Origin of the sequence: Pseudomonas koreensis, assembly GCF_036668835.1 — a bacterium.
Lineage (GTDB): Bacteria > Pseudomonadota > Gammaproteobacteria > Pseudomonadales > Pseudomonadaceae > Aquipseudomonas > Aquipseudomonas koreensis_I.
Genome location: NZ_JAZEVW010000004.1, coordinates 12,188 through 30,275 on the forward strand (window position 1 = coordinate 12,188; position 18,088 = coordinate 30,275).

At 61.8% G+C, this 18,088-nt stretch carries 17 protein-coding genes; 10 read left to right on the forward strand and 7 right to left on the reverse strand.

All coding sequences use genetic code 11. The annotated features are described in order from the left end of the window. Positions 1-256 precede the first annotated feature (256 nt). Entirely contained in the window at positions 257-1,615 is a 1,359-nt protein-coding gene (locus tag V6F91_RS12870; RefSeq protein WP_332764943.1) for an 8-oxoguanine deaminase, read from the forward strand. Positions 1,616-1,676: 61 nt separating this feature from the next. Here the strand turns inward: V6F91_RS12870 and V6F91_RS12875 are convergent, their stop codons facing one another. Beyond that, the gene (locus V6F91_RS12875; protein ID WP_332764945.1) at positions 1,677-2,768 is read right to left on the reverse strand and encodes a calcium:proton antiporter; all 1,092 of its coding nucleotides are present in this window, start codon (positions 2,766-2,768) and stop codon (positions 1,677-1,679) included. Positions 2,769-3,055: 287 nt separating this feature from the next. On the opposite strand from V6F91_RS12875, the gene V6F91_RS12880 reads away from it, so the two are divergent. From V6F91_RS12880 to V6F91_RS12890, 3 genes are all read left to right on the forward strand, one after another. Beyond that, positions 3,056-4,129 (forward strand): BMP family ABC transporter substrate-binding protein, encoded by a 1,074-nt coding sequence (locus V6F91_RS12880; protein WP_332764947.1) that lies wholly within the window; start codon positions 3,056-3,058, stop codon positions 4,127-4,129. Positions 4,130-4,276: 147 nt separating this feature from the next. After that, positions 4,277-5,242: a 2-oxoglutarate and iron-dependent oxygenase domain-containing protein gene (locus V6F91_RS12885; protein ID WP_332764949.1), complete on the forward strand. Its 966-nt coding sequence runs from the start codon at positions 4,277-4,279 to the stop codon at positions 5,240-5,242. A gap of 80 nt (positions 5,243-5,322) precedes the next feature. Next, complete coding sequence (locus tag V6F91_RS12890) at positions 5,323-6,276, forward strand: adenosine deaminase (protein ID WP_332764950.1); 954 nt, start codon at positions 5,323-5,325, stop codon at positions 6,274-6,276. Between the two features lie 119 nt (positions 6,277-6,395). On the opposite strand, the gene V6F91_RS12895 is transcribed toward V6F91_RS12890, so the two are convergent. The 3 genes from V6F91_RS12895 to V6F91_RS12905 all read right to left on the reverse strand — a co-directional run bounded on the left by V6F91_RS12895 (position 6,396) and on the right by V6F91_RS12905 (position 9,895). Beyond that, the gene (locus tag V6F91_RS12895) at positions 6,396-7,778 is read right to left on the reverse strand and encodes an MFS transporter (protein ID WP_332764952.1); all 1,383 of its coding nucleotides are present in this window, start codon (positions 7,776-7,778) and stop codon (positions 6,396-6,398) included. Positions 7,779-7,920: 142 nt separating this feature from the next. Continuing rightward, entirely contained in the window at positions 7,921-8,652 is a 732-nt protein-coding gene (locus V6F91_RS12900; RefSeq protein ID WP_332764954.1) for a helix-turn-helix transcriptional regulator, read from the reverse strand. A gap of 313 nt (positions 8,653-8,965) precedes the next feature. After that, positions 8,966-9,895, reverse strand: a complete 930-nt coding sequence (locus tag V6F91_RS12905) for a LysR family transcriptional regulator (RefSeq protein WP_332764956.1) — start codon at positions 9,893-9,895, stop codon at positions 8,966-8,968. 120 nt (positions 9,896-10,015) lie between these two features. Between V6F91_RS12905 and V6F91_RS12910 the strand changes: the two genes are divergently transcribed. From V6F91_RS12910 to V6F91_RS12920, 3 genes are all read left to right on the forward strand, one after another. Then, entirely contained in the window at positions 10,016-10,309 is a 294-nt protein-coding gene (locus tag V6F91_RS12910) for a putative quinol monooxygenase (RefSeq protein ID WP_332764958.1), read from the forward strand. Between the two features lie 31 nt (positions 10,310-10,340). Further along, positions 10,341-11,354, forward strand: a complete 1,014-nt coding sequence (locus tag V6F91_RS12915; protein ID WP_332764960.1) for a zinc-binding alcohol dehydrogenase family protein — start codon at positions 10,341-10,343, stop codon at positions 11,352-11,354. Between the two features lie 160 nt (positions 11,355-11,514). Further along, complete coding sequence (locus V6F91_RS12920; protein ID WP_172833298.1) at positions 11,515-11,688, forward strand: hypothetical protein; 174 nt, start codon at positions 11,515-11,517, stop codon at positions 11,686-11,688. A 6-nt stretch (positions 11,689-11,694) separates the two neighbouring features. On the opposite strand, the gene V6F91_RS12925 is transcribed toward V6F91_RS12920, so the two are convergent. Beyond that, positions 11,695-12,897, reverse strand: a complete 1,203-nt coding sequence (locus V6F91_RS12925; protein ID WP_332764962.1) for a multidrug effflux MFS transporter — start codon at positions 12,895-12,897, stop codon at positions 11,695-11,697. Between the two features lie 87 nt (positions 12,898-12,984). Next, positions 12,985-13,182 (reverse strand): cation transporter, encoded by a 198-nt coding sequence (locus V6F91_RS12930; protein WP_332764964.1) that lies wholly within the window; start codon positions 13,180-13,182, stop codon positions 12,985-12,987. A 149-nt stretch (positions 13,183-13,331) separates the two neighbouring features. On the opposite strand from V6F91_RS12930, the gene V6F91_RS12935 reads away from it, so the two are divergent. The 3 genes from V6F91_RS12935 to cueR all read left to right on the forward strand — a co-directional run bounded on the left by V6F91_RS12935 (position 13,332) and on the right by cueR (position 16,714). Continuing rightward, complete coding sequence (locus V6F91_RS12935; protein ID WP_332764966.1) at positions 13,332-13,715, forward strand: hypothetical protein; 384 nt, start codon at positions 13,332-13,334, stop codon at positions 13,713-13,715. 195 nt (positions 13,716-13,910) lie between these two features. Beyond that, positions 13,911-16,304 (forward strand): heavy metal translocating P-type ATPase, encoded by a 2,394-nt coding sequence (locus tag V6F91_RS12945; protein WP_332764968.1) that lies wholly within the window; start codon positions 13,911-13,913, stop codon positions 16,302-16,304. After that, the gene (gene cueR, locus V6F91_RS12950) at positions 16,301-16,714 is read left to right on the forward strand and encodes a Cu(I)-responsive transcriptional regulator (protein WP_090281149.1); all 414 of its coding nucleotides are present in this window, start codon (positions 16,301-16,303) and stop codon (positions 16,712-16,714) included. The genes V6F91_RS12945 and cueR overlap by 4 nt, the downstream gene beginning before the upstream one ends. On the opposite strand, the gene V6F91_RS12955 is transcribed toward cueR, so the two are convergent. After that, positions 16,668-17,876, reverse strand: coding sequence for an MFS transporter (locus V6F91_RS12955; protein WP_332764971.1), 1,209 nt, complete (start codon positions 17,874-17,876; stop codon positions 16,668-16,670). The genes cueR and V6F91_RS12955 overlap by 47 nt on opposite strands. Between the last annotated feature and the right edge of the window lie 212 nt (positions 17,877-18,088).

Below are 18,088 nucleotides of genomic sequence, written 5' to 3' on the forward strand. Positions count from 1 at the left end.
GCTGAAAATCCCAATGTGGGAGCGAGCCCGCTCGCGAAAGCGGTGTGTCAGATATTCGATGTTTCGACTGATGTGACGCCTTCGCGAGCAGGCTCGCTCCCACAGGGGGTGTGTGGTGAATGGTCGGGTCGGGCTTGCCCGGCGCAGCGATTTGTTTGAAACTGCGCGCCTCGTCCATTGCGGCGAACCTGGATCAGCAGACAGGGCAACACTGAGCTGGCAACCCTGAACCCAACTTTCAGAGGAGCCGGCGGCCATGCCTGCGACCCGTATCTGGTTAAAAAACCCTCTCGCCATTTTCACAGCCAACGGGCTCGATGCCCGTGGCGGTCTGGTCCTGCAAGACGGTGTGATCGTCGAAGTGCTTGCCGCCGGCCAGCAGCCCTCGGCACCGTGCAGCGAAGTGTTCGATGCCCGCGAGCATGTGATCCTGCCAGGACTGATCAACACCCATCATCATTTCTACCAAACCCTGACCCGCGCCTGGGCACCGGTGGTCAATCAGCCGTTGTTCCCTTGGCTGAAAACCCTGTACCCGGTATGGGCACGCCTGACTCCGGAAAAACTCGCCCTCGCCACCAAAGTCGCGTTGGCCGAGCTGCTGCTGTCGGGCTGCACCACCGCCGCTGACCATCACTACCTGTTCCCGGACGGCCTGGAAAACGCCATCGACGTGCAAGTCGAAACCGTGCGCGAACTGGGCATGCGCGCCATGCTCACTCGCGGTTCGATGAGCCTCGGCGAAAAGGACGGTGGCCTGCCACCGCAGCAGACCGTGCAGGAAGGCCAGGTGATTCTCGACGACAGTCAGCGCCTGATTCACGAGTACCACGAGCGCGGCGACGGTGCGCAGATCCAGATCGCCCTCGCGCCGTGCTCGCCGTTCTCGGTAACGCCGGAAATCATGTCGGCCAGCGCTGAACTGGCGAACAGGCTCGACGTGCGCCTGCACACGCATCTGGCCGAAACCCTTGATGAGGAAGATTTCTGCCTGCAGCGTTTCGGCCTGCGTACCGTCGACTATCTGGACAGCGTCGGCTGGCTCGGCCCGCGCACCTGGCTGGCACACGGCATCCACTTCAACCCGGACGAAATCGCCCGTCTCGGCCAGGCCGGCACCGGTATCTGCCATTGCCCGAGTTCGAACATGCGCCTGGCGTCGGGCATCTGCCCGAGTATCGACCTGACCGACGCCGGCGCGTTATTCGGGCTGGGCGTTGACGGTTCGGCGTCCAACGACGCCTCGAACATGATCCTCGAAGCGCGTCAGGCGCTGTACATCCAGCGCCTGCGTTATGGCGCCGAAAAGATCACGCCGGAACGCGTGCTGGGCTGGGCGACCAAGGGCTCGGCCAACCTGTTGGGCCGCAGCGACATCGGTGAACTGGCGGTCGGCAAGCAGGCGGATCTGGCGTTGTTCAAGCTCGACGAACTGCGCTTCTCCGGCAGCCACGACCCGATTTCGGCGCTGCTGCTGTGCGGCGCAGATCGCGCGGATCGGGTGATGATTGGTGGCAAGTGGCGGGTGGTGGATGGACTGGTTGAAGGCCTGGACCTCAAAGGCCTGATTGCCGATCACAGCCAGGCGGCGCGCCAGCTGATCGCCGGGACCTGATCTCCCCACATGATCGTTCCCACGCTCTGCGTGGGAACGATCATCGGGAGGGCATCTGTTTTCAGAGACCGAGCAGCGACAGCATGATAAATGTCGCAAACAGCACAAAGTGGGTCATGCCTTCGATGGCATTGGTCTCGCCGTCGTTGAGGTTGATTGCGCTGACGATCAGGGTGATGAAGATCATCACCGTCTGCACCGGAGTCATCGCCATCTGAAACGGCTGACCGGTGTACAGTGCCATGGCTTCCATCACCGGCACGGTCAGAATCACCGTCGACAATGACGCGCCCATCGCAATATTGACCACCGACTGCATGCGGTTGGCCAGTGCCGCGCGCAATGCAGTGAGAATTTCCGGCGCGGCGGAAATCGCCGCCACCAGAATCGCCGTGATCACCGGCGGCGCCCCGGTGCCTTCCAGGCCGAGATCGAGGGTCTTGGACATGATCTCGGCGAGCGCACCGATCACCACCACACCGCCGACCAGAATGCCGATCGACAGGCCCAGGCTGAGCGGTTTCGGTTCTTGCTCGATGGGATCTTTCTTGCGTCGTTTGTCCGGGTAGCTGTAGCTGAAAAAATAGCTGTGCGGCCCGACCTGCATGCGCAGGAACAAGGCGTAAAGCACCACCATCGCGCCAATGGTGAACGCCGAATAGAGCTTCCAGTTCGCTTCGGGAATGAACTCCGGTACCACCATCGACACGCCCATGGCAGTGAGAATCATCACGCTGTAGCTGCGCGCCGAATCGTCGTTGTAGGACTGCTCGCCATGCTTGATCCCGCCCATCAGCGCGGCGAGGCCGAGGATGCCGTTAATGTCGAGCATTACCGCTGAATAGATCGTGTCGCGCACCAGCGTCGGCGAGGCTTCGTTGCTCATCATGATCGCCAGGATCACCACTTCCACCAGCACGGCGGCAAGGGTCAGAATCATCGTGCCGTAAGGGTCGCCGACTTTTTCCGCGAGCAATTCGGCGTGATGGGCGACGCGCATCGAAGCGGCGACGATGAAGCCGATCAACACCAGGCCGCCGATCAGCGCGACCATCTGGCCGCTGTGCAGCAACCAGTGTTCCAGCGGATAAGCGATGCACGCGGCAATGATTGCCAGCAGCAGAAAGCTTTCTTGTTTGAGGATCGAGAACATGGTGGGCCTTTTGCCGAAAGGAGCTGATGAAGCTACTGACTGCCGCGCGGCGCTAACGTTTCGTTACATCTTCGCGCACCAAGCCATGGCAGCCGTTTTAGCAGTTGCCCTTTTATTGGCCTTGCCGGCCTCTTCGCAAGCAGGCTCGCTCCCACCCTGAAATGCGATCCCCTGTGGGAGCGAGCCTGCTCGCGAAGGCCGCACTGCGGTTTCGAAACGATTGTTGTCCTGTTGGTCAGCAATTTGCATTGGCTCTGGGTACACACAACAAAACGGAGCTCCACTTCATGCAAATACGTCCGCTGCACAAACTGCTGTGCGCCGCCATCGGTCTGGGCATCAGCCTGAGCGCCGGCGCTGCCGATCCGCTGAAGGTCGGTTTCGTTTACATCGGCCCGATCGGCGACCACGGCTGGACGTATCAGCATGAACAGGGGCGCAAGGCGCTGGCGGAAAAATTCGGCAGCCAGATCACCACCAACTATGTGGAGAACGTCGCCGAAGGCGCCGATGCCGAGCGGGTGATCCGCAACATGGCCAAGGACAAGTACGACCTGATCTTCACCACTTCCTTCGGCTACATGAACCCCACCGTGAAAGTCGCCAAACAGTTTCCCAAGGTGACCTTCGAACACGCCACCGGCTACAAGCAGGACAAGAACCTCGGCACCTATCTGGCGCGCACTTACGAGGGGCGTTACGTCGGCGGCTTCCTTGCGGCAAAGATGACCAAAAGCAAAAAGATCGGCTACGTCGCCTCGTTCCCGATCCCGGAAGTGATCCGCGACATCAACGCCATCCAATTGGCCCTGAACAAATACAACCCCGGCACCGAGATCAAAGTGGTCTGGGTCAACTCCTGGTTCGATCCGGGCAAGGAAGCCGATGCAGCCAACGCGCTGATCGATCAGGGCGTCGACGTGGTGTTCCAGCACACTGACAGCCCGGCACCGATTCAGGCCGCAGAACGCCGTGGCGTGTACGCGGTGGGCTATGCCTCGGACATGGCGCACTTCGGGCCGAAAGCGGTGCTGACATCGATCGTCAACGACTGGGCACCGCACTACATTCAGGCGACGCAGAGCGTGATCGATCACACCTGGAAACCGCAGGATTACTGGGGCGGACTGAAGGAAGGCACGGTTGAGTTGCCGATCAGCGATCTGGTACCGGCGCCGGTGAAAGCCGAAGCCGAGCAGATCATTGCCGACATCAAGAGCGGTGCGCTGCAGCCGTTCACCGGGCCGATCAAGGATCAGGCCGGCGTCGAGAAAATCCCGGCGGGCGTGAGTGCGACGAATGCCGAACTGGCGTCAATGAATTACTACGTGGAAGGCATGAAGGCTGAGATGCCGAAGTAATCCTCTGCCATCTACACAGTCCCCTGTGGGAGCTAGCCTGCTAGCGATGACGGTATTTCAGCCGACGACTTTGCTGAATGACACACCGCCATCGCCAGCAGGCTGGCTCCCACATTTGGAACTTCAGCGCTCTCTCAAGGATCGTGCATGAACAGCCTTCCGATCATCGACATCAGCCCGCTCTACGCCGACAACGAAAATGCCTGGCCCGCCGTGGCCGAGAAGATCGACCAGGCCTGCCGCGAGTGGGGTTTCTTCTACATCAAGGGTCACCCGATATCAGCGCAACGCATCAGTGCCGTGCTCGATCACGCGCAACGATTTTTCGCCCTGCCCGCTGCGGAAAAACTCCAGATCGACATTACCCAAACCCGCCATCATCGCGGCTACGGCGCCATCGCCACCGAGCAGCTCGACCCGAACAAACCCAGTGACCTGAAAGAAACCTTCGACATGGGCCTGCACCTGCCCGCGGATCATCCCGAGGTTCTCGCCGAAAAACCGTTGCGCGGGCCCAACCGTCATCCGGCGCAGGCAGGCTGGGTTGAATTGATGGAGCAGCATTACTTGGACATGCAGGCGCTGGCGCAGACACTGTTGCGGGCAATGACCATCGCGCTGGGGATCGAGCGCGACTTCTTCGACAGCCGTTTCGTCGACCCGGTCAGCGTGCTGCGCATGATCCATTACCCGCCGCGCCACACCGCCAGTGCCGCCGAGCAGCAAGGTGCTGGTGCGCATACCGATTACGGCTGCATCACCCTGCTGTATCAGGACAGCGCCGGCGGCTTGCAGGTCAAGAATGTAAAGGGCGAATGGATCGACGCGCCGCCGATTGACGACACCTTCGTGGTCAACCTCGGCGACATGATGGCGCGCTGGAGCAACGATCGTTATCGCTCGACACCGCACCGGGTAATCAGCCCGCTGGGCATCGACCGTTATTCGATGCCGTTCTTCGCCGAGCCGCACCCGGACACGCGCATCGAATGCCTGCCCGGTTGCCAGGACGCGCAGCACCCAGCGAAATATCCGACCACTACCTGCGCCGAATTCCTGCTGTCGCGCTTCGCCGATACCTACGCTTACCGGCGCGAGCAAGAGGCGGTGTGATGGATCGCTTGGTCAGGTTTTGCCAATTGTTTCGGCGAGCATCTGTAGAATGCCGTCATTGCACCTGATGAGAAAAGACTATGTACGACTGGCTCAACGCCTTGCCGAAGGCTGAACTGCACCTGCATCTGGAAGGCTCGCTGGAGCCCGAGCTGCTGTTCGCCCTGGCCGAGCGCAACAAGATCGCCCTGCCGTGGAACGACGTGGAAACCCTGCGCAAGGCCTACGCCTTCAACAACCTGCAGGAATTTCTCGACCTGTATTACCAGGGCGCCGACGTGCTGCGCACCTCGCAGGATTTCTACGACCTGACCTGGGCCTACCTGCTACGCTGCAAAGAACAGAACGTGATTCACACCGAACCGTTCTTCGATCCGCAGACCCACACCGACCGCGGCATCCCCTTCGAAGTAGTGCTCAACGGCATCGCCGCGGCGCTGAAGGATGGCGAGACGCAACTGGGCATTACCAGCGGTTTGATCCTGAGTTTCCTGCGTCATTTGAGCGAAGACGCGGCCGAGAAAACCCTCGATCAGGCGCTACCGTTCCGCGATGCGTTCGTGGCCGTCGGTCTGGACAGTTCCGAGATGGGCCACCCGCCGAGCAAATTCCAGCGCGTGTTCGATCGCGCCCGCCATGAAGGTTTCCTGACCGTCGCCCATGCGGGTGAAGAAGGCCCACCGGAATACATCTGGGAAGCCATCGACCTGCTGAAAATCCAGCGCATCGACCACGGCGTGCGCGCCATCGAAGACGAGCGCCTGATGCAGCGGATCATCGATGAGCAGATTCCGCTGACCGTCTGCCCGCTGTCGAACACCAAGCTCTGCGTGTTCGATCACATGTCGCAGCACAACATCCTCGACATGCTCGAGCGCGGTGTGAAGGTCACGGTGAATTCCGATGACCCGGCGTATTTCGGTGGTTATGTGACCGAGAACTTTCATGCGTTGCATGAACACCTCGGCATGACTCAGGATCAGGCCAGGCGCCTGGCGCAGAACAGCCTGGATGCGCGCCTGGTAAAACCCTAAGCCTCACCGCAAATCCCTTGTAGGAGTGAGCCTGCTCGCGATTGCGTTGTGTCAGATAAGAATCTTCAACTGACACACCGCTATCGCGAGCAGGCTCACTCCTACAATTGGATATGTGTTCAGTCTGAGATTGGGGTTTCAGTCAGCTCCTCAAGGGTTTTCCCTCGCGTTTCCATCCCGAACAGCCACACCACCCCCGCCGCGATCGCAAAGCACGCCGCGCCCAGCGCAAACACCCCGCCCTGCCCGGTAATCGGGAATACCAGCCCGGTAACCAATGGCCCGAGCAGCGAGCCGACCCGGCCAATCGCCGAGGCAAAGCCTGAACCGGTGGCGCGTGCCGACGTCGGGTACAACTCGGGCGTGTAGGTGTAGAGCACCGCCCACATGCCGAACAGAAAGAACTGCATCAGCAACCCGGTGCTGATCAGCAGCGCCACGTTGCCGCCGAACACCGCGCTCTGCCCATACAGGAACGCCATCACGCCGCCGCCGAGCAAGGTCACGATGCACACCGGCTTGCGCCCCCAGCGCTCGACCAGCCAGGCGGCCATGAGAAACCCGGGAATCCCGCCCAGTGAAATCAGCACCGTGTAATACACCGACTGCGTCACGGCAAACCCCGACTGTTGCAGCAACGCACTGAGCCACGAAGTCAGCCCGTAAAAGCCGAGCAAGGCAAAAAACCACAGGCTCCAGATCATCGTCGTGCGCTGGCGATACTGCGGCGACCAGATCTGTTTCAGCGCAGCGAAGAAATTGCCCGGTGGCGTCACGGTGCGCGGCAATCGCAGCGGTGCAGGGAGTGCCGCACCGCCAAGCGAAGCACGCACCCGCGCTTCAATACCGTTCAACACCTTGTCCGCATCGGCGTCGCGCCCGGCCTGTTCCAGCCAGCGTGGCGATTCGGGTATGAAAAATCGGATCGCCAAAACAAACACCGCCGGCACTGCCAGCACCAGAAAGATGTCGCGCCAGCCAATCACCGGCAGCAGAAAATAAGAGAGCACGCCGGCTGCGACGAAGCCGAGCGGCCAGAAACCGTCCATCAAGGCGATGTAGCGCCCGCGACGTTGCGCCGGAATCAGCTCCGACAGCATCGACTGGGCAATCGGAAACTCCATGCCCATGCCGATCCCCAAAAGGATGCGGAACAGGGTCAAGGTCTCGACCGTTTGCGCCGTAGAACACAGATAACTGGCCACGCCCCAGAGCACGATGCTCCACTGGAATACCGGCTTGCGTCCGAAGCGATCGGCAAGCATCCCGGACAGCGAGGCGCCGAGCACCATGCCGAAAAAACTCGAACTGGCGAGCAGTCCGGCTTGTGCGCTGCTCAGGCCGAACTCGGCTTTGATCGAGCCGAGCAGGAACGTCATCATCGCCAGATCCATGGAGTCGAAGAAAAACGCCAGGGCGATGATGATGAAAATGATCCGGTGATAACCGCTGATCGGCAGGCGTTCCAGACGTTCTGCCGCGCTGTAGCGCTGTGTTTGCATGCTGCTTCCCCCCTTCCGAAATATCCCCGGAACGAGTGTGCGCGATAGCGATTCGGCGTTGTTGCTGGATGCGACCTGTTCGCAGCCGTCAACGACGCGAGATACGCAGGTGCAGTTCGGGCAGCCTGCGTGCACCGCTCTGCTACGCCAATTCCAGCTCGGTGTCTTTGGCGAAACGGTGCAATTCGCGTTGCCCGGTGGCCGTCAGTTGCAAGGCTCGGGAATCGTTGGGCAACGTCAGCCAGCCGGACTGCATGAACAACTGCAGCAATGCCGCGCCGAGTGAACCGCCCATGTGCGGACGCCGCTCACTCCAGTCCGGGCAGGCACACGCCACTTGCACGTTGCGATGGGCCAACGCCTGAATGTACACGCCGCGGTCGGCCAGTAACTTCGCGCCCTTTTGGGTGACCACGACGCGATGCTCCAACTGTTCGATCCAGCCGGCATCGAGCAGGCTCTGGTACAGATCGGCGGCCAGCGTACCGCCCAGGTGATCGTCACAAAACCGTGCGCGCAACAGCGACGACGGTGCGGTTTGCGGTTTGGCCAGCGGCGTGCTGCGCTTGAACACTTCGGGAACCTCGCGCGGCGCACTGGCAATGGTGGCGCTGGCGAGAGCTTCTATCGCCGCACCGACCTCGGGCGCCGCCAGGCGGAAAAACCGCTTGCGACCCCGGACTTCGACCCTCAACAGACCACCCGTGGCCAGCCGCGTCAGGTGCGCACTGGCCGAGGACGGCGACAGCCCCGCCTGTAGCGCAAGCTCCTCGGTCTGCCGCGCCGCGCCATCCATCAACGCCCACATCATCGCGCTGCGCTTGGGGTCGGCCAGCAACGTGGCGATCTGGCTGATGCAAGGTGCATGTTCCATGTGTTCACTCCCTGTTGAATCGTATCGTCTACTGCTCGGAGACATCTTGGCCGGTAATCGGTCGTCGGCCAAGACGCGAAAATCGCCATGAACCGGGGCGAGGCAAGCCACTGACGCAGCCTGCCCCGGCACAGCACCCGCAGCAGATGCGCACCGTCACGCCAGTACGGGCGACGGGGTGCGGTCTCCGGGCCGGGGTGTCGGTGCTGGCATGAGGCGGGCGCTAGTATAAGCCGGTTAGGCGCCGCGTCCTGCGCTCGGGCCTGCACAGGTGGTGATTGTTGCTGAGAGAAATTTCTCTATTTACCTGCGACTAATGATCAACTCTTGAAAAAACGCGAAATTGACTACTCAATTCAGCGCAACGGCTGGCGAGCATGTCCCGCAGAAGGTTCACCGGCTTACTCAATTGTGCGCGATGAGCGCACAGCAGATTCAGCGGTGCGCGCTCACAGAGCAGTTCCGGCAGCAGCACCTTGAGGCGCCCGGCGAGCACATCGGTGCCGACGTCGAGCCAGGATTTATAGGCGATCCCGGCGCCCGCCAGTGCCCATAAGCGTACGACGTCGGCGTCGTCGCTGAAACGGTCGCCGCTGACGGTCAGGCCGACTTCGCGCTTGCCATCATGGAAACTCCAATGGTCATGGACGCGACTGCCGAGCATGTACAGCAGGCAGTTGTGCTGAGCCAGTTGTTCGAGCTGGCGCGGCTCACCATGCCGGGCGAGGTATGCCGGGGATGCACAAAGCACACGACGGTTGTGCGCGGCGATAGGCAACGCGACCAGGCTGGAATCCTCCGGCTCGCCGTAACGTAGGGCGATGTCCACCGGCTGGCGGAACAGATCGGCGATGCGGTCGCCGAGCAGCAAGCGCACGGTCAGCCGCGGGTGCTCGCGCTGGAATTCATCGAGCCACGGCAGCAGCAGGTTGCGACCAAAGTCCGACGGTGCGGATAGCTGCAAAATCCCGCTGACCTGATCCTGGCCGCTGGCGAGCAGGCGCCGGCCTTCATCGAGGTTGCTCAGCGCCGCTCGCGCGTACTCAAGAAACCCCTCGCCCTCGGCGGTCAGGCGCAGACTGCGCGTCGAGCGGGCGAGCAAGCGCGCGCCCAACTGCTGCTCGATGCGCTTCAACGCCGCACTCGCCACCGCGGCAGACATGTCCATCACCCGCGCCGCTGCCGACAGACTGCCCAGATCCGCCGCCCGGACAAACAATTGCAAGTCATCGAAACGCAGCATGCTCAGCCCCGATTATCAAAATAATATTGAAAGAGACTGCTGTTTTAGCCGGTTTTATCGCCAACAGAAATAGCGAATCATCTGTCCATCGAATTTCTCGCTGCACTATTGGAGCCCGACATGTCCCAGCCCTTCACTGCCATCGCCACCCTGACCGCCAAACCCGACCAACAGGATGCTCTTGAACAGGCCCTGCGCGCGCTGGTTGCACCGAGCCGCGCCGAGGCAGGTTGCGGCCAGTACGACTTGCACCGCGACCTCGCTGATCCGCAGGTTTTCTACGTGATCGAGCATTGGGCCAGTGATGAGGCGCTGCAGGCGCACAACGTCAGCGCGCACTTCCAGCAGTTTCAGAGCAGTGCCGGCGACACCATCGAACACTTCCAGCTCAAGCGCCTCGGCGCGATTGCCTGATTTCTTCTTCTATTAACGTACGGAGCCTTTCATGAAAGCCATCGCCTATTACGCATCCCTGCCGATCAGCGACACCAACGCCCTGCAGGACATCGAACTGCCGGAACCGGTCGCCGGCCCGCGCGACCTGCTGGTGGAAGTCAGAGCCATCTCGGTCAACCCGGTCGACACCAAAGTGCGGCAGAACGTAGCGCCGGAAAACGGCGACGCGAAAGTACTGGGCTGGGACGTTGCCGGTGTAGTCAAAGCGGTCGGCAGCGACGTGACGCTGTTCAAGGCCGGCGACAAAGTCTTCTACGCCGGCTCCATCGCCCGTGCCGGCGGCAACAGTGAGTTGCACGTCGTCGATGAGCGCATCGTCGGCCATATGCCGAAAACCCTCGGGTTTGCCGAAGCTGCCGCGCTGCCGCTGACCGCGATCACTGCCTGGGAATTGCTCTTCGAGCGTCTGCAAATCAGTGAAGGCAACACCGACGAGGGCCAGAGCCTGCTGATCGTCGGCGCGGCCGGCGGGGTCGGTTCGATCCTTACACAACTGGCGAAGCAGCTGACTGGCCTGAAGGTCATCGGCACCGCATCCCGCGAACAAACCCGCGACTGGGTCAAAGCGCTGGGTGCTGACGTAGTGATCGATCATAGCCAGCCGCTGAGCGAAGAACTCAAGCGCGCCGGCCTCGATAACGTCACCCATGTCGCCAGCCTGACCCAGACCGACCAGCATCTGGAGCAACTGGTCGAAGCGTTGGCGCCGCAGGGCAAACTGGCGCTGATCGACGATCCGAAGTCGCTGGACGTGAGCAAACTCAAGCGCAAGAGCCTGTCGCTGCACTGGGAGTTCATGTACACCCGCTCGCTGTTCGAAACGCCGGACATGATCGAGCAGCACAACCTGCTCAACCGTGTCGCGCAACTGATCGATGCGGGCACCTTGAAAACGACCGTGGGCGAACACTTCGGCAGCATCAATGCAGCCAACCTGCGTCGCGCCCATGAATTGCTGGAAAGCGGCAAGGCCAAGGGGAAAATTGTTTTAGAAGGTTTCTGAGAAACCGGACGTCGCAGCCTGTGCCAGCGCTAGAGCGGCTGGCCGGGCTGCGAGATTTTTTGCCGTCAGTCCGATGCCCGGGCGTTGTCACAATTGCGATCGTATTCGGGTCTACAATCGAAGCCTCTGCGATACATCTTTTACACAAGGGAGGTCAGCAATGAAGATCCTGATAAAAGAAGTGGCAAAGTCTCAATGGCAGGTTCGCCTCGACCAGCATGTCGTGACCTTTCGCAGTGAAGCCGAAGCGCTGGCGTTCACTCGCACCCTCGAAGCGCGACTCTGCGCGCCCCATCGCATTCCCGAATACAGCCAGCAGCGCGCTGCCGGCTGAGACTGTTTACGCCTCGGCCTGGGCTTGCGCCAATGCCCGGGCACTCTGCAGGCGGCGGGTGAGCGAAGCGACGCTGACCACCAGCAACCCGCACAAGCTGATGACCATCGCCATCGGCACGGCGCTGCCATCGTGCAGCACGCCCACCAGCGCAGCCGCACCGGCGGCGATGCTGAATTGCAGACAACCGAGCATGGCCGACGCGCTGCCGGCCCGCGCCCCCTGGCCGTTCATCGCACAGGCGGATGCGTTGGGGATGATGCAGCCAAGGCTGGCGATGCAGATGAACAGCGGAATCAGCAATGGCCACAAGGCTTCCGGCCGCATCGCGCCGACCGCCAGCAAGGTAAGCCCTGCAAGAAAGTACACCCACACCGCACGCACCAGCAGAAACGCCGGGCCGCGCTTGGCCAACAACCGCGCATTGACTTGCGCCACCAGAATGAAACCCGCCGCGTTGGTGCCGAACAGCCAGCCGAAATGCTCGGCGGGCACGCCGTACAGCTTGATGAACACAAAGGGTGAACCGGCGATGTAGGCGAACATGCCGGCGATGGCGATACCGCCGGTGAGTGCGTGACCGAGGTAAACCCGGTCCTTGACCAGTCGCGTGTATTGGCGCAATGCACCCGACAGTGGCTGGCGCGGCACGTGCGCCGGCATGCTTTCCGGCAGGCCAAGCGCCACGGCCAGCGCCGCGAGGGCGCTAAAACCGGTCAGCACGAGAAAGATCGACTGCCAACCGCTGGTATTGACCAGCAGACCGCCGAGCATCGGCGCCAGAATCGGCGCCAGGCCCATCACCAGCATCAGTTGCGAGAAAACCTTCGCCGAGCCCACCGCGTCGCACTTGTCGGCGACCACCGCGCGGGAAATCACCATACCCGCGCAGCCTCCAAGCGCCTGGACGAAACGCGCGCCAATCAGCCATTCCAGACTTGGCGCATAGGCACAGGCCAAAGACGCCAAGGTGAACAGGCCGACGCCGCTGAGCAGTGGAATCCGCCGGCCGAACCGATCGGAAATCGGCCCGTAAGCCAGTTGGCCCAGCGATAGACCGAGGAAGTACGCCGCCAGCGTCAGCTGCACATGCTGCTCATCGGTGCCGAAGGCCAGCGCCATGGCCGGAAACGCGGGTAGATAGAAGTCGATCGCCAATGGACCGAAAGCGCTCAAGGCGCCAAGTATCAAAATGGTACGAAAGTTCATCAGGCATCCAGGTGGGCAAGTCGCAGCCCGACAGTCTAGCCGCGCCCGAACGCCTTGAACATTCCGATAGCTCGCTAACGATCAATTTCAGACGAGCTTCACCGTGTACCCTTCTTCGCTGATCGCTTCGATGATCTTTTCAGCGTCCAGTGAGCTTTCGACACCGACCTCTTTCGCAGCCAGATCGACACGCACGCTGGCCGCCGGATCCCTGGCCTGAACGGCGCTGGTAATGGCTTTGACGCAATGACCGCAGGACATGCCTTGAACGTTGAATACTTGCATGGGATGACTCCTTTGAGTGAGGTTGCCCGCAGTTTCGAGCTTGCCACGATGGCAAGGTCAAGTTCTGGCAAAAACTGCCGGGCTGGCAATCGGCGCCGCGCTCGGCCAAGCTGCGTACATCAATGACTTCAATTGCAGGAGATGCAGCCATGCGCTGGTCAGCTTTCAGCCTGTTTGGCTTTCTCGGTCTCTTTTCGGCAGTCGCGCCTGTGCAGGCTGTCGGGGAGGATTACGCGGTACTGATCATTTCCCGCGAACGCCTGGAAGTGGCGACCTCGTGCGAAATTGGCGTGTACATTCAGGATCAGCTTTCGGCGCGGCTGTTTCAGGAACAGAGCACCTCGTTCAACCTGCCGCCGGGTAATGTTTCTTTGCGCTTGAAGCTGTTGCCGGGGCAAGTACCCGGTTGCAATCCGGGCTTGCTCGCGCCCGGCTCGCAGGAAATAAAGCTGCAAGCGGGCGATATACAGAAATACCGCATAGCGATGAATCAGGAAGGCATGTACCTCAAGCGCGCCGATCTCGGCTACTGAGCCAACCTGAACCTGTGGGAGCGAGCCTGCTCGCGAATACGGTGTGTCATTCAGCGATGATGTTGACTGACCCGCCGCTTTCGCGAGCAGGCTCGCTCCCACAGTTGGTTTTGCGGCGAGTCAAATAATGGTGCTTGACCTTGCCCGCATGGCAAGGTTGATCCTTGCAGGCATCTACTGCAGGGAGTAAGACCCATGTCCGATTCCACCACTTTCGATCTGCCGATTGCTGGCATGACCTGCGCCAGTTGCGCCGGGAGGGTCGAGCGCGCCTTGAGCAAAGTCAGCGGCGCCCGCGATGTCAGCGTCAACCTCGCCACCGAACAGGCCCGCGTGCAGGCGCCGGACGACAGCTTGCCGGCGTTGCTGGAAGCGGTGGAGCGCGCCGGTTACAGCGTCCCCCAGCAAACTCTCGAATTGAGTATCGACGGCATGACCTGCGCGTCCTGCGTCGGCCGCGTCGAGCGCGCCCTGAACAAAGTCGCCGGGGTGAAAAGCGTCAGCGTCAACCTCGCCAACGAGCGTGCGCACCTGGAATTGCTTGGCCCGGTCGATCAGCAAAGCCTGCTCGACGCGGTGAGCAAGGCCGGTTACACCGCCAGCGTCTGGCAAGCCGAATCGGCGAGTACCGATAAACAGCAACAGCGCCTGAAGTACGAGCGCTGGGCACTGATCTGCGCGATCGCTCTGGCCCTGCCGCTGGTCGCGCCGATGTTGCTGCAACCATTCGGCCTGCACTGGATGTTGCCGGCCTGGGCGCAATTCGCCCTCGCCACGCCAGTGCAATTCATTTTCGGTGCACGCTTTTACGTCGCCGCGTGGAAAGCCGTGCGCGCCGGCGCCGGCAACATGGACTTGCTGGTGGCCCTCGGCACCAGCGCCGGTTATGGCTTGAGCCTCTATGAATGGGCCACCGCCGCCGGACGCATGCCGCATCTGTATTTCGAAGCCTCGGCGGTGGTCATCGCCCTGGTGCTGCTCGGCAAATACCTGGAAAGCCGCGCCAAACGCCAGACCGCCAGCGCCATCCGCGCCCTTGAAGCGTTGCGTCCGGAACGCGCCATTCAAGTGATTGACGGCCGCGAGCAGGACGTCGCCATCAGCGCCCTGCGCCTGCATGACGTGGTGCTGGTCAAACCCGGCGAACGCTTCCCGGTCGACGGCGAAGTCATCGAAGGTCAGAGCCACGCCGACGAAGCGTTGATCAGCGGCGAAAGCCTGCCGGTGCCAAAACAACCGGGCGACCCGGTCACCGGTGGCGCGATCAACGGTGAGGGGCGCTTGCTGGTGCGCACTCAAGCGCTGGGTGCAGAAAGTGTACTGGCGCGGATCATCCGTCTGGTCGAAGACGCGCAAGCGGCGAAAGCGCCGATTCAGAAACTGGTGGATAAGGTCAGCCAGATCTTCGTGCCGACGGTGTTGCTGATCGCTCTGGCGACGCTGATCGGCTGGTGGCTCTACGGCGCGCCGATCGAAACCGCGCTGATCAACGCCGTCGCGGTGCTGGTCATCGCCTGCCCCTGCGCCCTCGGCCTCGCCACGCCGACCGCGATCATGGCCGGCACCGGTGTCGCCGCACGCCACGGCATTCTGATCAAGGACGCCGAAGCACTGGAGCGTGCCCATGCCGTCAGCAGCGTGGTGTTCGACAAGACCGGCACGCTGACCTCCGGTACGCCGCGCATCGCCCATCTCAGTGCGATTGATGGCGACGCAGACACGTTGCTGAAACTGGCCGGGGCGTTGCAACGCGGCAGTGAACATCCACTGGCCAAAGCGGTGCTGGATGCCGCTGCCGAACGCGACCTGGATGTGCCAAATGTCAGCGACAGCCAGTCGCTGACCGGGCGCGGCATCGCCGGGACGCTGGACGGTTGCCGCCTGGCCCTGGGCAATCGTCGGTTGCTCGAAGAAAGCGGATTGAGCGCCGCGCCATTGAACGACAGCGCCACGGCCTGGGAAACCGAAGGCCGCACCCTGTCATGGCTGATCGAGCAGAGCCCGCAACCGCGCGTACTCGGATTGTTCGCTTTCGGTGACACGCTGAAACCCGGCGCGCTGCAAGCCGTGCAACAACTTGCCGCGCGAGATATCCACAGCCATCTGCTGACCGGCGATAACCGCGGCAGTGCGCGGGTGGTCGCCGAGGCGCTGGGCATCGCCATTGTCCACGCCGAAGTGTTGCCGGCAGACAAAGCCGCTACCGTCACCGAACTGAAGAAGACCGGCGTGGTGGCGATGGTCGGTGACGGCATCAACGATGCGCCGGCCCTGGCCGCCGCCGACGTCGGTATCGCCATGGGCGGCGGCACCGATGTCGCCATGCACGCTGCCGGCATCACCCTGATGCGCGGCGACCCGCGACTGGTGCCGGCGGCGCTGGAGATCAGCCGCAAGACCTACGCGAAGATCCGCCAGAACCTGTTCTGGGCCTTTGTCTACAACCTGATCGGCATTCCGCTGGCAGCGTTCGGTTTCCTCAATCCGGTGCTGGCCGGCGCGGCCATGGCCTTGTCGAGCGTCAGTGTGGTGAGCAATGCGTTACTGTTGAAAACCTGGAAGCCCGATGAATTGGAGGAACAGCGATGAACATCGGCCAAGCGGCCCGGCAAAGTGGCCTCAGCGCAAAAATGATCCGCTATTACGAGTCGATCGGTTTGCTCAAAGCAGCCCATCGCACCGACGCCGGTTACCGCGTCTACGGCAGCGATGACTTGCACACGCTGGCGTTCATCAAGCGCTCGCGGGACCTGGGCTTCTCGCTGGAAGAAGTCGGCAAATTGCTGACCCTGTGGCAGGACCGCCAGCGCGCCAGCGCCGATGTGAAGGCTCTGGCGCGCCAGCACATCGACGAGCTGAATCAGAAGATCCGCGAGCTGGGCGAGTTGCGCGACACCCTGCAGGATCTGGTCGAACACTGCAGCGGCGACCAGCGCCCCGACTGCCCGATTCTCAAGGAACTGGCGTCGGGCTGCTGCGCGCAACCCGCGCGCGCCTGAGCGCCAGCACTTTCAGCACGAGCAGTGTAACGAGGGGAATGCCGTGGAACAGCATGACCACGGCGCCCGGCGTCCACCCTTCATAGAACGGTGCGGCAATGAGCATGCCGATGCCGAAACCGGTCATTTGCAGCAAGGTCAGGACGCTGAAGATCGGCAGGCGCAGTTGTTCGGACTCGCGTTGCAGGCGCGACATCAGGCTGACTTCGGAAATGCCGTCACCCAGGCCTGCCGGCAGCGCAAACGACAGCAAGCCATACAGGCTGTGTTGCTGGAACATCAGAATGAACCCGCAGGACATCACAGCTACACCGAGAAAATATCGGCGCTGCAGATCGCTGTTGCCCGTAGCTTTGAGGCGACTGGCGATGCGCGCACCGAGCAGCTTGCCGCAGGCCCACACCGCCAGTGCCAGGCCCAGGGTGGTGCTCGCCGACTCGGGCGTCAGCAGTTTCGCAATTATCGGGAAGCCGACGTTGTGCGCGGCGCTGCCGAGGGTATCGGCCATGGTCACCGCGAGCATCGCCGCGACCACCGGGGCATTGCGCAGACCGCTTTTCAGGGCGGCCCATTCGCCGCGTTCGGGTGCATCGTTGACGGTCGTTGCGGCAAAACGCAGCGGCACAATCAACAGCGCGGCCAGTACATAGGTCAGCGCATTCAAGGCGAAAACCGCTTCAAAGCCAAACGCCGCCACCAGCAATCCAGACACCAGACTGCCGCCGACCATTGCTGCCGACGAGGCTGAAGTGATCCAGGCATTGGCCTTGAGTAACTGCGCCGGTTCGATCAAGCGCGGTAGCTGGCTGTTCACGCCAATCGCAAACATCGAATTGCCCAAACCGAGCACGAAGGCGATCAGGGGCAGCAGCAGCGCTTGTTGGCCGACCGGCACAATCAGCAGCAACGCCAATGCGCCGGCGCGCAGCAGGTCGAAGGCGATCAACGGCACCCGCCCGCTGCAGCGGCGGTAGAACGCGGTGCCGATCAGACTGGCAAAAATTCCGCCGCCGACGCGGCTGGCGAGGAAGATGCCGACGCTCATGGCGCTGTTGCTCAGCAGGTAGACGTAAGTGGCCAGCGCGACCATGTTGAGGAAGGCGCCGAAATCGGAGATCAGCCGGGCGCTGACGATCAGCTGGAGGTTGCGTGGGGTGGGCACATTCAGTCCTTGAGTGTGGTTGGAGCGGAGGACAGTAGACGCGAATTTGCCAGGATCCGGAAGAGCCCCTCACCCTAGCCCTCTCCCAGAGGGAGAGGGGACTGATCGGGGGATGCTGTGAAAATGCGCCGACCTGATAGTGCTTTACCGAATCCAAAATCAACGCGGTAGCCCATTCCATAATCGACTCGGTATTTCCGGTCGATGAAATA

What these genes read in the sequence shown, in the direction of transcription:
- V6F91_RS12870 (WP_332764943.1), top strand. Translation starts at nt 257, where the DNA reads ATGCCTGCGACCCGTATCTGGTTAAAAAACCCTCTCGCCATTTTCACA.
- V6F91_RS12875 (WP_332764945.1), bottom strand. Translation starts at nt 2,768, where the DNA reads ATGTTCTCGATCCTCAAACAAGAAAGCTTTCTGCTGCTGGCAATCATT.
- V6F91_RS12880 (WP_332764947.1), top strand. Translation starts at nt 3,056, where the DNA reads ATGCAAATACGTCCGCTGCACAAACTGCTGTGCGCCGCCATCGGTCTG.
- V6F91_RS12885 (WP_332764949.1), top strand. Translation starts at nt 4,277, where the DNA reads ATGAACAGCCTTCCGATCATCGACATCAGCCCGCTCTACGCCGACAAC.
- V6F91_RS12890 (WP_332764950.1), top strand. Translation starts at nt 5,323, where the DNA reads ATGTACGACTGGCTCAACGCCTTGCCGAAGGCTGAACTGCACCTGCAT.
- V6F91_RS12895 (WP_332764952.1), bottom strand. Translation starts at nt 7,778, where the DNA reads ATGCAAACACAGCGCTACAGCGCGGCAGAACGTCTGGAACGCCTGCCG.
- V6F91_RS12900 (WP_332764954.1), bottom strand. Translation starts at nt 8,652, where the DNA reads ATGGAACATGCACCTTGCATCAGCCAGATCGCCACGTTGCTGGCCGAC.
- V6F91_RS12905 (WP_332764956.1), bottom strand. Translation starts at nt 9,895, where the DNA reads ATGCTGCGTTTCGATGACTTGCAATTGTTTGTCCGGGCGGCGGATCTG.
- V6F91_RS12910 (WP_332764958.1), top strand. Translation starts at nt 10,016, where the DNA reads ATGTCCCAGCCCTTCACTGCCATCGCCACCCTGACCGCCAAACCCGAC.
- V6F91_RS12915 (WP_332764960.1), top strand. Translation starts at nt 10,341, where the DNA reads ATGAAAGCCATCGCCTATTACGCATCCCTGCCGATCAGCGACACCAAC.
- V6F91_RS12920 (WP_172833298.1), top strand. Translation starts at nt 11,515, where the DNA reads ATGAAGATCCTGATAAAAGAAGTGGCAAAGTCTCAATGGCAGGTTCGC.
- V6F91_RS12925 (WP_332764962.1), bottom strand. Translation starts at nt 12,897, where the DNA reads ATGAACTTTCGTACCATTTTGATACTTGGCGCCTTGAGCGCTTTCGGT.
- V6F91_RS12930 (WP_332764964.1), bottom strand. Translation starts at nt 13,182, where the DNA reads ATGCAAGTATTCAACGTTCAAGGCATGTCCTGCGGTCATTGCGTCAAA.
- V6F91_RS12935 (WP_332764966.1), top strand. Translation starts at nt 13,332, where the DNA reads ATGCGCTGGTCAGCTTTCAGCCTGTTTGGCTTTCTCGGTCTCTTTTCG.
- V6F91_RS12945 (WP_332764968.1), top strand. Translation starts at nt 13,911, where the DNA reads ATGTCCGATTCCACCACTTTCGATCTGCCGATTGCTGGCATGACCTGC.
- cueR (WP_090281149.1), top strand. Translation starts at nt 16,301, where the DNA reads ATGAACATCGGCCAAGCGGCCCGGCAAAGTGGCCTCAGCGCAAAAATG.